This window comes from Enterobacter sp. CGMCC 5087 (genome assembly GCF_003144775.1).
Taxonomy (GTDB): Bacteria; Pseudomonadota; Gammaproteobacteria; order Enterobacterales; family Enterobacteriaceae; genus Enterobacter; species Enterobacter cloacae_M.
This window is the reverse complement of sequence record NZ_QFXN01000127.1, coordinates 22144-35161: the sequence shown is the minus strand read 5'-3', so window position 1 is coordinate 35161 and position 13018 is coordinate 22144. Positions and strand designations below refer to the sequence as shown.

The 13018-nt window shown below is 56.4% G+C and carries 11 protein-coding genes and 1 pseudogene; 7 read left to right on the top strand and 5 right to left on the bottom strand.

Annotation, left to right across the window (positions count from 1 at the left end; genetic code table 11):
* Positions 1 to 330 (bottom strand): annotated as a pseudogene (locus tag DEO48_RS12465) (fructuronate reductase); the annotation flags it as partial.
* A 205-nt stretch (positions 331 to 535) separates the two neighbouring features.
* Here DEO48_RS12465 and uxuA point away from each other — a divergent pair.
* Entirely contained in the window at positions 536 to 1726 is a 1191-nt protein-coding gene (gene uxuA / locus DEO48_RS12460) for a mannonate dehydratase (RefSeq protein WP_109845334.1), read from the top strand.
* Positions 1727 to 1843: 117 nt separating this feature from the next.
* Here the strand turns inward: uxuA and yeiP are convergent, their stop codons facing one another.
* Entirely contained in the window at positions 1844 to 2416 is a 573-nt protein-coding gene (yeiP, locus tag DEO48_RS12455; RefSeq protein WP_008500940.1) for an elongation factor P-like protein YeiP, read from the bottom strand.
* 164 nt (positions 2417 to 2580) lie between these two features.
* Here yeiP and DEO48_RS12450 point away from each other — a divergent pair, with 164 nt between their 5' ends.
* Positions 2581 to 2835, top strand: a complete 255-nt coding sequence (locus DEO48_RS12450; RefSeq protein ID WP_109845336.1) for a YkgJ family cysteine cluster protein — start codon at positions 2581 to 2583, stop codon at positions 2833 to 2835.
* Here the strand turns inward: DEO48_RS12450 and setB are convergent.
* A complete protein-coding gene (gene setB, locus DEO48_RS12445; protein WP_109845333.1) occupies positions 2832 to 4013 on the bottom strand; it encodes a sugar efflux transporter SetB in 1182 nt (393 codons plus the stop codon). The two genes, DEO48_RS12450 and setB, sit on opposite strands and share 4 nt — an antisense overlap.
* 361 nt (positions 4014 to 4374) lie before the next feature.
* Between setB and fruB the strand changes: the two genes are divergently transcribed.
* Genes fruB through fruA form a run of 3 tightly spaced genes read left to right on the top strand, consistent with a single transcriptional unit; the run spans position 4375 to position 8145 of the window.
* A complete protein-coding gene (gene fruB / locus DEO48_RS12440) occupies positions 4375 to 5505 on the top strand; it encodes a fused PTS fructose transporter subunit IIA/HPr protein (RefSeq protein ID WP_109845332.1) in 1131 nt (376 codons plus the stop codon).
* The gene (gene fruK / locus DEO48_RS12435; RefSeq protein ID WP_008500936.1) at positions 5505 to 6443 is read left to right on the top strand and encodes a 1-phosphofructokinase; all 939 of its coding nucleotides are present in this window, start codon (positions 5505 to 5507) and stop codon (positions 6441 to 6443) included. The genes fruB and fruK overlap by 1 nt, the downstream gene beginning before the upstream one ends.
* 16 nt (positions 6444 to 6459) lie before the next feature.
* Entirely contained in the window at positions 6460 to 8145 is a 1686-nt protein-coding gene (fruA, locus tag DEO48_RS12430; protein ID WP_109845331.1) for a PTS fructose transporter subunit IIBC, read from the top strand.
* A 75-nt stretch (positions 8146 to 8220) separates the two neighbouring features.
* On the opposite strand, the gene nfo is transcribed toward fruA, so the two are convergent.
* Both nfo and DEO48_RS12420 read right to left on the bottom strand, forming a co-directional pair.
* The gene (gene nfo / locus DEO48_RS12425) at positions 8221 to 9078 is read right to left on the bottom strand and encodes a deoxyribonuclease IV (protein ID WP_045354228.1); all 858 of its coding nucleotides are present in this window, start codon (positions 9076 to 9078) and stop codon (positions 8221 to 8223) included.
* Between the two features lie 64 nt (positions 9079 to 9142).
* Positions 9143 to 10189, bottom strand: coding sequence for a YeiH family protein (locus DEO48_RS12420; RefSeq protein WP_109845330.1), 1047 nt, complete (start codon positions 10187 to 10189; stop codon positions 9143 to 9145).
* 97 nt (positions 10190 to 10286) lie between these two features.
* Here DEO48_RS12420 and yieE point away from each other — a divergent pair, with 97 nt between their 5' ends.
* A complete protein-coding gene (gene yieE, locus DEO48_RS12415) occupies positions 10287 to 11153 on the top strand; it encodes a DNA-binding transcriptional regulator YeiE (protein WP_023312476.1) in 867 nt (288 codons plus the stop codon).
* A gap of 180 nt (positions 11154 to 11333) precedes the next feature.
* Entirely contained in the window at positions 11334 to 12803 is a 1470-nt protein-coding gene (locus DEO48_RS12405) for an amino acid permease (protein ID WP_023312475.1), read from the top strand.
* The last annotated feature ends 215 nt before the right edge of the window (positions 12804 to 13018 follow it).

The window sequence follows — 13018 nt, the reverse complement described above, 5'->3', positions numbered from 1 at the left end:
GGCGGGCAGAGAGTCCAGCTTTGCGTTCAGGCATTCATGGACGGCGCCGACGATAATCGCCTCATTTCCTTCTGCCCCTTTCTCCAGCACGGTGAACAGGTGATCCTGCGCGCGCAGCTGGCTCATCAGCACGTCGCCGCTGAAGAGGCTAATCTCACAAATACCCCAGTCGCCGCCTTTTTCATTCAGCACCCGATTTGTTAACAATGCCTGGTGCGCACGGTGGAACGCGCCAAAGCCAAAATGGACGATGCGGGAGCGTAATTGCGCGCGATCGTAGCGAGGTTGCTGAACCCGGGCAGGAAGGGCGGTGGAGGCAATTGTCTTCATGAGATACACACCTGATTAACCATTAATTAACAATGCCAGTGTAAAGTTATATGACAGCAAATAAAATTGGTGAGCCGTAAATATCCCCGTTCTGTGAGTTTGATCAATCAATGTGAGGCGGTATATTGACCCCTGGCGGCAAACATGTATGGTAGTCGTCATTGCAGTAACGCATATTGGTATAACAACTTAAGAGGGTGAGGCAATGGAACAAACCTGGCGTTGGTACGGGCCGAACGATCCGGTTTCTCTTGATGATGTGCGCCAGGCTGGCGCAACGGGTGTCGTCACGGCGCTGCATCATATTCCTAACGGTCAGGTATGGCCGGTTGAAGAAATTCAGCAGCGTCAGGCGCTGATGGCGGAGAAGGGGTTAACCTGGTCTGTGGTAGAGAGCATCCCGGTTCACGAAGACATCAAAACCCATTCCGGGGAGTACCAGACCTGGATAGCTAACTATCAGCAGAGCATTCGCAACCTGGCGGCCTGCGGCATTGATACGGTTTGCTATAACTTTATGCCCATCCTCGACTGGACGCGTACCGATCTTGAATATCAGATGCCGGACGGCTCGAAAGCGCTGCGTTTCGACCAGATCGCCTTCGCGGCGTTTGAGCTGCACATTCTGAAACGTCCTGGCGCCGAAGCGGATTACACCGCGGAAGAGCAGCAGCAGGCGCTCGAATGGTTCAATGCAGCCAGCGACGCGGACATCGAAAAGCTGACCCGTAATATTATTGCGGGCCTGCCGGGAGCTGAAGAGGGGTATACGCTGGATCAGTTCCGCGCGCGCCTGGCGGAATACGGCGATATTGATAAGCAGCAGCTGCGTGAAAACATGGCGTACTTCCTGCGCGCTATCGTGCCGGTTGCTGAAGAGGTTGGGGTACGCCTCGCCGTGCACCCGGACGATCCACCGCGTCCTATCCTCGGCCTGCCGCGCATTGTTTCCACTATTGAAGATATGCAGTGGCTGAAAGAGACGGTCAACAGCATCTATAACGGCTTTACCATGTGTACCGGCTCCTACGGCGTGCGCGCGGATAACGACCTGGTGCGGATGATTGAAACCTTTGGCGATCGCATTCATTTCACGCACTTGCGTGCGACCTGCCGCGAGGAGAACCCAAAAACCTTCCATGAGGCGGCGCACCTGGGCGGCGATGTGAATATGGTGGCGGTGGTAGACGCCATTCTGGCGGAAGAGGCGCGTCGCAAGCAGGCGGGCGATGTGCGTCCTATTCCGTTCCGTCCGGATCACGGCCACCAGATGCTGGACGATCTGCGCAAGAAAACTAACCCGGGCTATTCGGCGATTGGCCGTCTTAAAGGTATGGCGGAAGTGCGCGGCGTTGAGCTGGCGCTGAAGATGACGAAGTATCCGGAGCTTCTGTAAGCTCTGTTGCCCGGTGGCGCTAAGCTTACCGGGCCTACAAAAAAACCGGCCTGAGAGCCGGTTTTTGTGTTTTTGTCGGTCGGGTAAGGCGAAGCCGCCACCCGAAAAACGCCGCAATCAGTCGGCGCGACCCATATAGCGTTTTTCTTCGATATGGATGCGGATCTTCTCGCCAGCGGAGAGGTATTCCGGCACCTGCACAACCAGACCGGTGGTCAGGGTAGCCGGTTTGTTGCGCGCACTTGCGGATGCGCCTTTGATACCTGGTGCGGTTTCCACGATTTCCAGATCGACGGTCTGGGGCAGCTCCAGCGCCAGCAGCACGCCGTCCCAGGTCAGGACCTGCATGTCAGGCATACCGCCTTCAGGGATAAACAGCAGCTCTTCTTCAATCTGATCTTTGGTGAAGATGTACGGGGTGTAATCTTCTTTATCCATGAACACGTATTCGTTGCCGTCGATGTAGGAGAAATCAACGTAGCGACGGGTCAGGGTCACGGTATCGACGATATCGTCACCTTTAAAGCGCTCTTCCACCTTCAGGCCGGTACGCACATCGGCGAAACGCATTTTGTACAGCGTTGCTGCACCACGGGCGCTGGGTGCCTGAATGTCGATATCTTTCACAATCAGCAGTTTGCCGTTGTAATTCAGCACCATACCTTTCTTAATTTCGTTCGCTCTTGGCATTGCAGTAATCCTGTTTACGGGAGGTAAAAAATATCGCGCCAAATTACTCGCGCGCGGCCTTTCAGGCAAGAGGAATTCGTGGCTTTTGCTATCAATACGCAAAAGGTGTTACTGTGCGCGCGATGCCCGACTGCGCGGGCGATCGTCAGCGAAAGAGAGCATTTATGGATTGCCGTCCCGATTGTGGCGCGTGCTGTACTGCACCGTCCATTTCAAGCCCCATTCCAGGAATGCCGGAGGGCAAGCCTGCCAATACCCGCTGCGTTCAGCTCTCGGAAACGAACCTGTGCATGATCTTTGGCTCACCGCTGCGCCCGAAAGTCTGCTCCGGGCTTCAGCCCACTGCAGAAATGTGTGGCAGCACGCGAGGGCAGGCGATGACGTACCTTCTTGACCTGGAAGCGCTCACCGCGCCCTAAACGTCTTTAATTCTCGCCAGACAGCCGATCGTCAGGGTACACATCACCAGCGCAATCCAGAACACCGTGTGATAGTTCCAGATTTCGGCAACGACACCGGCCATTGAGCCCGCGATAATCCAGCCCACGCGGGTGGTATTAGTATAAAGGGTGGTGGCAGAGCCTGCCTGGCCCGGCATCAGATCCTGAAAATAGAGCATACCTATCCCGGCGAGAATGCCAATATAGATGGCGTTCAGCAGCTGTAAAGCCAGCAACAGCCCCGGCGTATGTACCGTTAGCATACCGACATAGAACAGCAGACCGGCGATGGCGGCGATACGCATTAAAAAACGCTTTCCGAAGCGCTTTGCGTAATAGCCCGCAATGAGCATCGTCGGGATCTCAAGCCCGGCCGCGGTGCCCATCATGATGCCCGCCAGCTTCTCCGACAGGTGCAGTTCATCAATAATAAACAGCGGCATATTGATGATATACAGGCTGTTGGTGCCCCACATCAGCGTACAGATAACAAACAGGAGCAGGGCATCGCGGCGGTTGCGGCGCGGCGCTTCCAGCACGCACGTTGCCACTCTCGGCTCTTTGCGCATGGACGGCAGGAAGAACCACACCAGCGCGCCGCACACCACAAACGCGACGGCCGCGCTCAGATACATCACCGTAAAGCCAAAACCCATCGCCAGCGCGTAGGCCAGCGGCGGGCCAATCACCCATGCCAGCGACACCTGAGCACGAAGGACAGAGCTGAACATCACCGCTTCACGTCCGGTATGGTCGGCGTGTTCGCGGGCAAGCGCAAACAGCTGAGGGTTCGCCGTTGAGCCAAAGCTGCTCAGGAATACCCCGACGAAGAGCAGAATGAAATAGTTGCGGTTCCAGGCAAACAGAACGCAGGCCATGACCCCGAGCAGACAGCAGAAAACGATCAGGCTTTTACGATCGCCTTTTCTGTCGGATCGTCCCGCCAGAAACTGGCTGACCAGGATGCCGATGATGGCGCTTCCGGTAAAAAAGAAGCCGACCATTGCCGGGCGAACGTGAACCTCATTTGTCAGAAATAAGCTCAATGTCGGCGTCTGTAACGCACCGGCAATGCCCGTGAAGAAGGCAACAACCAGGAATGCCGCGGAGGTCAAATCAAAGGGCTTCGGCGAGACGGCCGCAGGGGTGTTATGCATGTTTTATAATTAGCGAGTAGCAGAGAGGGGCGGAGTTTACGCCGTCAGCTAAAAAATAAACAGTGGGTGCGGTCAATGATGCCACGAAAAATCAAAATAGCATTTCAACTTACGTCCAACTCGGCTGACCTTAGCTGAAACTGTCTTGCTGAACTTCAGCAAAATTCAGCTGAACGAAGAAGAAATGTGCTGTATCTCTAAATTCTGATATCAGAAATACGAGTTTACTTGCAAGACATTGCAGAAAGCGCAAGACTTTTTGAAACGTTTCAGCGCTATCTTGTTTTAACAAACGGAGCAGGCTAGCGCATTTTTTCTCATTAAAGCTGAAACGATTCAAGTTCAGCAGGAGTGGAGAACCATGTTCCAGTTATCTGTTCAGGATATCCACCCGGGCGCTCAGGCCGGGGATAAAGAAGAGGCTATTCGCCAGGTTGCCGCTGCGCTTGTGCAGGCGGGTAACGTCGCGGACGGCTATGTAAACGGCATGCTGGCCCGCGAGCAGCAGACCTCAACCTTCCTCGGCAATGGCATTGCCATTCCGCACGGTACAACCGACACCCGCGATCAGGTGCTGAAAACCGGCGTTCAGGTTTATCAATTCCCGCAGGGCGTGCTCTGGGGCGACGGTCAGGTGGCGTATGTGGCTATCGGTATCGCGGCCAGCAGCGACGAACACTTAGGCCTGCTGCGTCAGCTGACGCATGTCCTGAGCGATGACGACGTGGCTGAACAGCTGAAGTCCGCGACCACAGCTGAAGAGCTGCGCGCCTTGCTGATGGGCGAAAAACAGAGCGAAGCGCTGAAACTGGATAATGAAACGCTGACGCTGGACGTGATTGCCTCCGATCTGGTGACGCTGCAGGCGCTGAACGCGGGTCGTCTGAAAGAAGCCGGCGCGGCGGATGCCACGTTTGTGACGCGCGTAATTAACGATAAGCCGTTGAACCTGGGTCAGGGTATCTGGCTGAACGACAGTGCTGAAGGCAACCTGCGCAGCGCTATCGCCGTGAGCCGCGCGGCCAAGGCGTTTGACGTGGAAGGCGAGCGTGCGGCCATGCTGGTGACCGTGGCGATGAACGACGATCAGCCGGTTTCCGTGCTGAAGCGTCTGGGCGATCTGCTGCTGAACAACAAAGCTGAAAAACTGCTGAACGCTGATGCCTCCACCGTGCTGGCACTTCTGACCAGTGATGATGCGCCGACCGAAGACGTGCAGACCGCTGAGTTCGTGGTACGCAACGAGCACGGCCTGCATGCCCGTCCGGGCACCATGCTGGTGAATACCATTAAACAATTCGAGAGTGAGATCACCGTGGCGAATCTTGATGGCACGGGCAAACCGGCCAACGGCCGTAGCCTGATGAAAGTTGTCGCGCTGGGCGTGAAGAAAGGACATCGTCTGCGTTTCACCGCACAGGGTGCCGATGCTGAACAGGCGCTGAAAGCGATTGGCGACGCCATCGCGGCGGGTCTGGGGGAGGGCGCATAATGAGCAGACGTGTTGCGACTATTACGCTGAACCCGGCTTATGACCTGGTAGGATTTTGCCCGGAAATTGAGCGCGGCGAAGTCAACCTCGTGCGTACCACTGGCCTGCATGCTGCGGGTAAAGGGATTAACGTCGCGAAAGTGCTCAAGGATCTCGGTATCGACGTCACCGTGGGTGGATTCCTCGGTAAAGATAACCAGGATGGTTTCCAGCAGCTGTTCAGCGAGCTGGGCATTGCCAACCGTTTTCAGGTTGTTCAGGGCCGTACCCGCATCAACGTTAAGCTGACGGAGAAAGACGGTGAAGTGACCGATCTGAACTTCTCTGGCTTCGAAGTGACGCCGTCAGACTGGGAGCGTTTTGTTAACGACTCTCTGACCTGGCTCGGTCAGTTTGACATGGTCTGCGTCAGCGGCAGCCTGCCGTCCGGCGTCAGCCCGGAAGCGTTTACCGACTGGATGACGCGCCTGCGCAGCCAGTGCCCGTGCATCATTTTTGACAGCAGCCGCGACGCGCTGGTTGCGGGTCTGAAAGCCTCTCCGTGGCTGGTGAAGCCGAATCGCCGCGAGCTGGAGATTTGGGCGGGTCGTAAGCTGCCGGAATTAAAAGATGTGATTGACGCTGCCCATGCGCTGCGCGAGCAGGGTATCGCTCACGTGGTGATCTCTCTTGGTGCAGAAGGCGCGCTGTGGGTTAACGCGTCTGGTGAATGGATCGCCAAACCGCCGTCAATGGAAGTTGTCAGCACCGTTGGCGCAGGGGATTCCATGGTTGGCGGCCTGATTTATGGTCTGCTGATGCGTGAATCCAGTGAACATACTTTACGTCTTGCCACCGCCGTTGCTGCCCTGGCCGTAAGCCAGAGCAATGTCGGCATTACCGATCGTACCCAGTTAGCCGCGATGATGGCGCGCGTTGACTTAAAACCTTTTAACTAACAGCAGGAGAGGAATAATGAAAACGCTGCTGATCATTGACTCCGGTCTCGGACAGGCCCGCGCCTATATGGCGAAGACCTTGCTGGGCGCGGCGGCACAAAAAGCACATCTGGACATTATCGATAATCCAGGCGATGCAGAACTGGCCATTGTACTAGGCGACAAAATCCCGGCTGACAGTGCGCTGAACGGCAAAAAAGTGTGGCTGGGCGATATTAATCGCGCGGTGGCACACCCGGAACTGTTCCTGAGCGAAGCGAAAGGGCACGCGTCTGTCTACAGCGCGCCTGTCGCGACGGCACCGGCTGCGGCCACGGGTCCGAAACGCGTTGTTGCGGTGACAGCCTGCCCGACGGGTGTAGCTCACACCTTTATGGCGGCTGAAGCCATTGAAACCGAAGCGAAAAAACGCGGCTGGTGGGTTAAAGTTGAAACGCGCGGCTCCGTCGGTGCCGGCAACGCTATCACCCCTGAAGAAGTGGCTGAGGCCGATCTGGTGATCGTGGCGGCGGATATCGAAGTGGACCTGGCGAAATTTGCCGGTAAGCCAATGTACCGCACGTCTACCGGCCTGGCGCTGAAAAAGACCGCGCAGGAGTTTGATAAAGCGCTGGTGGAAGCGAAGCCGTATCAGGCAACCGGCGCGCGTCAAACCGCGACGGAAGGTAAGAAAGAGTCTGCAGGCGCATATCGCCATCTGTTGACCGGTGTGTCTTACATGCTGCCGATGGTGGTTGCGGGCGGTCTGTGTATTGCCCTTTCGTTCGCATTTGGTATTACCGCGTTTAAAGAGCAAGGCACGCTGGCCGCGGCGTTAATGCAGATTGGCGGCGGTTCCGCGTTCGCGCTGATGGTACCCGTCCTGGCAGGCTTTATTGCCTTCTCCATTGCTGACCGTCCTGGCCTGACGCCGGGCCTTATCGGCGGTATGCTGGCCGTGAGCACCGGTTCTGGCTTTATCGGCGGTATCATCGCGGGCTTCCTGGCCGGTTACGTCGCGAAGCTCATTAGCTCGAAGCTCAAGCTGCCGCAGAGTATGGAAGCGCTGAAACCGATCCTGATCATCCCGCTGATTTCCAGCCTGGTGGTCGGTCTGGCGATGATTTACCTGATTGGTAAGCCGGTTGCGGGCATCCTGGCGGGTCTGACCCACTGGCTGCAAACCATGGGCACCGCGAACGCGGTTCTGCTGGGCGCAATTCTCGGCGGCATGATGTGTACCGACATGGGTGGTCCGGTGAACAAAGCGGCGTACGCCTTTGGTGTTGGCCTGCTAAGTACCCAGACCTACGCACCGATGGCAGCGATCATGGCGGCAGGTATGGTGCCTCCTCTGGCGCTCGGTCTGGCGACGATTATTGCCCGTCGTAAGTTCGATAAAGCGCAGCAGGAAGGCGGCAAAGCGGCGCTGGTTCTGGGCTTGTGCTTCATTACCGAAGGGGCGATTCCGTTCGCGGCTCGTGACCCAATGCGTGTACTGCCGTGCTGTATCGCGGGTGGTGCAGTGACGGGTGCGATCTCCATGGCGATTGGCGCGAAGCTGATGGCACCACACGGCGGTCTGTTTGTCCTGCTGATCCCTGGCGCCATCACGCCGGTACTGGGCTACCTGCTGGCCATCGTTGCCGGTACGCTGGTGGCGGGTCTGACATACGCAGTGCTGAAACGTCCTGAAGCGGAAGTTGTGGCGAAAGCAGCGTAAACAAGGTGTCGGGTGGCGGCTTCGCCTTACCCGACCTACAAAAAAAGCCGGGTTGCATTATGCACCCGGCTTTTTTTATGCCGCCTGTTCAGCGGTTTGCTGTGCCTTCAGCCAGGCTATCTCTTCTGCCCAGATGTCCGGATTAATGGTTTCCAGCACCATCGGAATACCGTCGAAGCGGGCGTCCTGCATAATAAACCGAAACGCATCGTGGCCGATGTTGCCTTCGCCCAGGCTGTGGTGGCGGTCAACGCGGCTGCCAAAGGCGCTTTTCGCATCGTTCAGGTGCATTCCGCGCAGGTACTTAAAGCCCACGATGCGCTCGAACTCATCGAACGTGTTTTTCGTTGCCTCGGTGGTGCGCAGGTCATATCCGGCGGCAAACGCGTGGCAGGTATCAATGCATACGCCAACGCGGGATTTATCCTCCACGCCGTCGATGATCGCCGCCAGATGTTCAAACCTAAAGCCGAGGTTGCTGCCCTGACCGGCGGTATTCTCAATTACCGCGGTGACGCCTTTGGTCTTGTCCAGCGTGATGTTGATGGATTCGGCAATGCGCGCCAGGCAGGCATCTTCATCGATTTGCATCAGATGGCTGCCCGGATGGAAGTTCAGCAGCGTCAGCCCCAGCTGTTCGCAGCGCTGTACTTCATCAAGAAACGCCTCGCGGGATTTTTCCAGCGCCTCTTCAACCGGGTGACCGAGGTTGATCAGGTAGCTGTCGTGGGGAAGGATCTGGCCTGGCCCGTAGTGATACTTCTCACAGGCGGCTTTGAAATCATCAATCACGTCAGCGGTGAGCGGCGCGGCGCGCCACTGGCGCTGGTTTTTGGTGAACAGGGCGAAAGCGGTCGCCTCGATTTCGGCGGCGCGAATGGCGGCATTCGCAAGACCACCTGCAGCGCTGACGTGCGCTCCAACATATTTCATAAAAAAACTCCTGCTAACCCGAAACGCTTATGATAGCGGGTTAGCAAGAGAAGGACGAGATGGTTTATGCCATCAGGCTATGGACCGCGAGGTTAATCGCACCGCCCCCGACAATCAGCCAGATGAAGAGCACCAGCGCCATCAGCAGCGGTTTGGCACCGGCTTTTTTCAGCGCGCTGACGTGTGTGGTGACCCCCAGCGCCGCCATGGCCATCGCCAGCAGCACGGTATCCAGCGTCACCAGCATATCCACCACCGCTTTCGGCATCAGGTGGAAGGAGTTAAAGATAGCGACCACGATAAACAGGATCGCAAACCATGGAATGGTGATTTTACTTTTCTGATTACTGTCCGCCGGTGCAAGCTGTTTAACCCGCGCAGCAAGGAAAATCAGGAACGGCGCCAGCATCATCACGCGCAGCATTTTGGCAATCACCGCCGCGTTTTCGGCTTCAGGGTTAATGGCATGTCCTGCCGCCACCACCTGAGCCACTTCGTGCATGGTCGAACCGATATAGATGCCGTAGGTTTCCGGGCTAAACCAGTGGGCAACCAGCGGATACATGGCCGGGTAGAGGAAGATCGCCAGCGTACCGAAGATCACCACCGTCGCCACCGCCACGGTTACCTTGCTGGCTTCGGCTTTAACCACGGGCTCTGTTGCCAGCACCGCCGCGGCCCCGCAGATACTGCTCCCGGCACCGATCAGCCAGCTGGTTTGCTTATCCAGGCCAAAGACTTTCTGGCCGATAAAGCAGGCCAGCAAAAAAGTGCTGGTCAGCGTCAGGACGTCGATAGCGATTCCGCTCACGCCCACGTCCGCAATCTGCGAAAAGGTGAGACGGAAGCCGTAAAGGATGATCCCGAGACGCAGCAGGTGCTGTTTGGCAAAGAACACGCCGCCGTCGCAGGATTTCCAGATGTGTGGGTAAACGGTATTTCCCACGACCATGCCCAGCAAAATAGCCAGCGTCAACGCGCTAAAACCTGCGCCTGCGATAGCCGGGATGCTGCCGCCCCATAATGCTACGGCTGTCACTGCTGCGCTAAGCGCGAGGCCCGGCACGAAGTGCCACACTGTACGATGATGTTGTAAGGTGATTTCTGACATAACCTTCTCCTTTGTCTAGCTAAAGGTTACGGCGCGCTGGCTTAAAAATAAAATTGATTATATACTTATAATCAATCTATATAAGTGGTAAGCAACCATGCACATTACATTGCGTCAGCTGGAAGTGTTTGCCGAGGTGCTGAAAAGCGGCTCGACAACCCAGGCGTCACAAATGCTGGCGCTCTCGCAGTCTGCGGTCAGCGCGGCGCTGACCGATCTTGAAGGGCAGCTGGGCGTGCAGCTGTTCGACAGGGTAGGGAAGCGGCTTGTGGTCAACGAGCACGGTCGTCTTCTTTATCCACGGGCGCTGGCGCTGCTGGAGCAGGCTATCGAAATCGAACAGCTGTTCCGCGAGGACAACGGCGCGATCCGCGTCTATGCCAGCAGCACCATTGGGAACTACATCCTGCCGGAAGTGATTGCCCGCTACCGCCGGGATTTCCCGACCCTGCCGCTGGAGATGAGCGTGGGTAACAGCCAGGACGTTATCAACGCGGTGATCGATTTCCGGGTGGATATCGGCCTCATCGAAGGGCCCTGCCATAACGTCGATATCATTGCCGAGCCCTGGCTGGAAGATGAACTTGTGGTGTTTGCGTCCCCGGCCTCGTCGTTATTGCAGGGCGAGGTGACGCTGGAGCGCCTGGCGCAGGCGCAGTGGATCCTGCGCGAGCAGGGCTCCGGCACGCGTGAAATTGTCGATTATCTGCTGCTTTCCCATCTGCCGCATTTCCAGCTGGGGATGGAGCTGGGGAACTCTGAGGCCATTAAGCACGCGGTGCGTCATGGCCTGGGGATCAGCTGTCTTTCCCGGCGCGTCATTGCCGAACAGCTTGAGACGGGATCGCTGGTTGAAATCCCGGTTCCGTTGCCGAAGCTGGTGCGCACGCTATGGTGCATCCATCATCGTCAGAAACACCTTTCCAGCTCTCTGCAGCGTTTTCTGCGCTACTGCGCCATTTAACCTTCCCCGGTGGCGCTTCGCTTACCGGGGCTACGCGCGCCTGTCACCCCACATTTTTATGCTTTACTTATAATCCTGGCCGAGTCATGAAGCTCTCTTATAACTGAGTATTTCTGCCGGAAGGAACGCGGATCGTCTGCTACAATCGCGCCTCATTTATTAAATGGACAGCATTTTCATATGGTTTCAGAAATTAAAACCACAGAAGCGCCCACGCTACGTCGTGAACTCAAGGCGCGTCACCTGACGATGATCGCCATTGGCGGCTCAATCGGTACAGGTCTTTTCGTTGCCTCTGGCGCAACGATTTCGGCAGCCGGCCCGGGTGGGGCACTCTTCTCTTATATACTGATTGGCCTGATGGTGTACTTCCTGATGACCAGTCTCGGCGAACTGGCCGCGTACATGCCGGTATCCGGTTCGTTCTCGACCTACGGTCAAAAATACGTTGAAGAAGGCTTCGGCTTCGCGCTGGGCTGGAACTACTGGTACAACTGGGCGGTCACCATCGCCGTTGACCTTGTCGCCGCACAGCTGGTGATGAACTGGTGGTTCCCGGATACGCCGGGCTGGATCTGGAGCGCCCTGTTCCTGGCCGTCATCTTCCTGCTGAACTACATCTCCGTGCGCGGTTTCGGCGAGGCGGAATACTGGTTCTCTTTGATCAAAGTGGCAACCGTCATCATCTTTATCGTCGTCGGTGTGGCGATGATCGTTGGTATTTTCAAAGGCGCAGAACCTGCGGGCTGGAGTAACTGGGCGATAGGCGATGCGCCGTTTGCCGGTGGCCTTTCGGCGATGATTGGCGTGGCGATGATTGTCGGCTTCTCCTTCCAGGGGACCGAGCTGATTGGTATCGCCGCCGGTGAGTCAGAGAACCCAGAGAAAAATATTCCGCGTGCGGTCCGTCAGGTGTTCTGGCGTATCCTGCTGTTCTATGTGTTCGCGATCCTGATTATCAGCTTGATCATCCCGTACACCGATCCAAGCCTGCTGCGTAATGACGTAAAAGACATTAGCGTCAGCCCGTTCACGCTGGTCTTCCAGCACGCCGGTCTGCTTTCAGCCGCGGCGGTGATGAACGCCGTTATCCTGACCGCAGTGCTTTCAGCCGGTAACTCCGGGATGTACGCGTCCACCCGTATGCTCTACACGCTGGCATGCGACGGTAAAGCACCGCGTATCTTCGCGAAGCTGTCCCGCGGTGGCGTACCGCGTAACGCGCTCTACGCCACAACGGTGATTGCCGGTCTGTGCTTCCTGACCTCCATGTTTGGCAACCAGACGGTGTACCTGTGGCTGCTTAACACGTCCGGGATGACGGGCTTTATTGCCTGGCTGGGGATTGCTATTAGCCACTACCGTTTCCGCCGCGGCTTCGTCAAGCAGGGTCACGATGTTAACTCGCTGCCGTATCGCTCCGGCTTCTTCCCACTGGGTCCTATTTTCGCCTTCATTCTGTGCCTGATCATTACGCTGGGACAGAACTATGAAGCGTTCCTGGCGGACACCATTGACTGGGGCGCCGTGACGGCGACCTACATTGGTATTCCGCTGTTCCTCGTTATCTGGTTTGGCTACAAGCTGACGAAAGGAACAAAATTCGTTCGCTACAGTGAAATGGAATTCCCGGAACGATTTAAACAATAATCGCACTTCCTCTCTTTTAACCCGCTCATTCGAGCGGGTTTTTTTATGCCCGCATCCTGAAACAAAGATACATTTCTTAACAATTCAATTGATAATAATTATCGTTTGCTTTATCGTTATCAAAAATAAGCGTGTCACCGACCCACCGCAGACGTGGGCGGCAGGGAAGACGCTGTGAGCAATGATGATTTGATTTAGTTGTATTTACCTCATGG

Bases quoted from the DNA above. Each gene is read 5' to 3' on its own strand.
- uxuA (WP_109845334.1), top strand. From the start codon at position 536: ATGGAACAAACCTGGCGTTGGTACGGGCCGAACGATCCGGTTTCTCTT.
- yeiP (WP_008500940.1), bottom strand. From the start codon at position 2,416: ATGCCAAGAGCGAACGAAATTAAGAAAGGTATGGTGCTGAATTACAAC.
- DEO48_RS12450 (WP_109845336.1), top strand. From the start codon at position 2,581: ATGGATTGCCGTCCCGATTGTGGCGCGTGCTGTACTGCACCGTCCATT.
- setB (WP_109845333.1), bottom strand. From the start codon at position 4,013: ATGCATAACACCCCTGCGGCCGTCTCGCCGAAGCCCTTTGATTTGACC.
- fruB (WP_109845332.1), top strand. From the start codon at position 4,375: ATGTTCCAGTTATCTGTTCAGGATATCCACCCGGGCGCTCAGGCCGGG.
- fruK (WP_008500936.1), top strand. From the start codon at position 5,505: ATGAGCAGACGTGTTGCGACTATTACGCTGAACCCGGCTTATGACCTG.
- fruA (WP_109845331.1), top strand. From the start codon at position 6,460: ATGAAAACGCTGCTGATCATTGACTCCGGTCTCGGACAGGCCCGCGCC.
- nfo (WP_045354228.1), bottom strand. From the start codon at position 9,078: ATGAAATATGTTGGAGCGCACGTCAGCGCTGCAGGTGGTCTTGCGAAT.
- DEO48_RS12420 (WP_109845330.1), bottom strand. From the start codon at position 10,189: ATGTCAGAAATCACCTTACAACATCATCGTACAGTGTGGCACTTCGTG.
- yieE (WP_023312476.1), top strand. From the start codon at position 10,287: ATGCACATTACATTGCGTCAGCTGGAAGTGTTTGCCGAGGTGCTGAAA.
- DEO48_RS12405 (WP_023312475.1), top strand. From the start codon at position 11,334: ATGGTTTCAGAAATTAAAACCACAGAAGCGCCCACGCTACGTCGTGAA.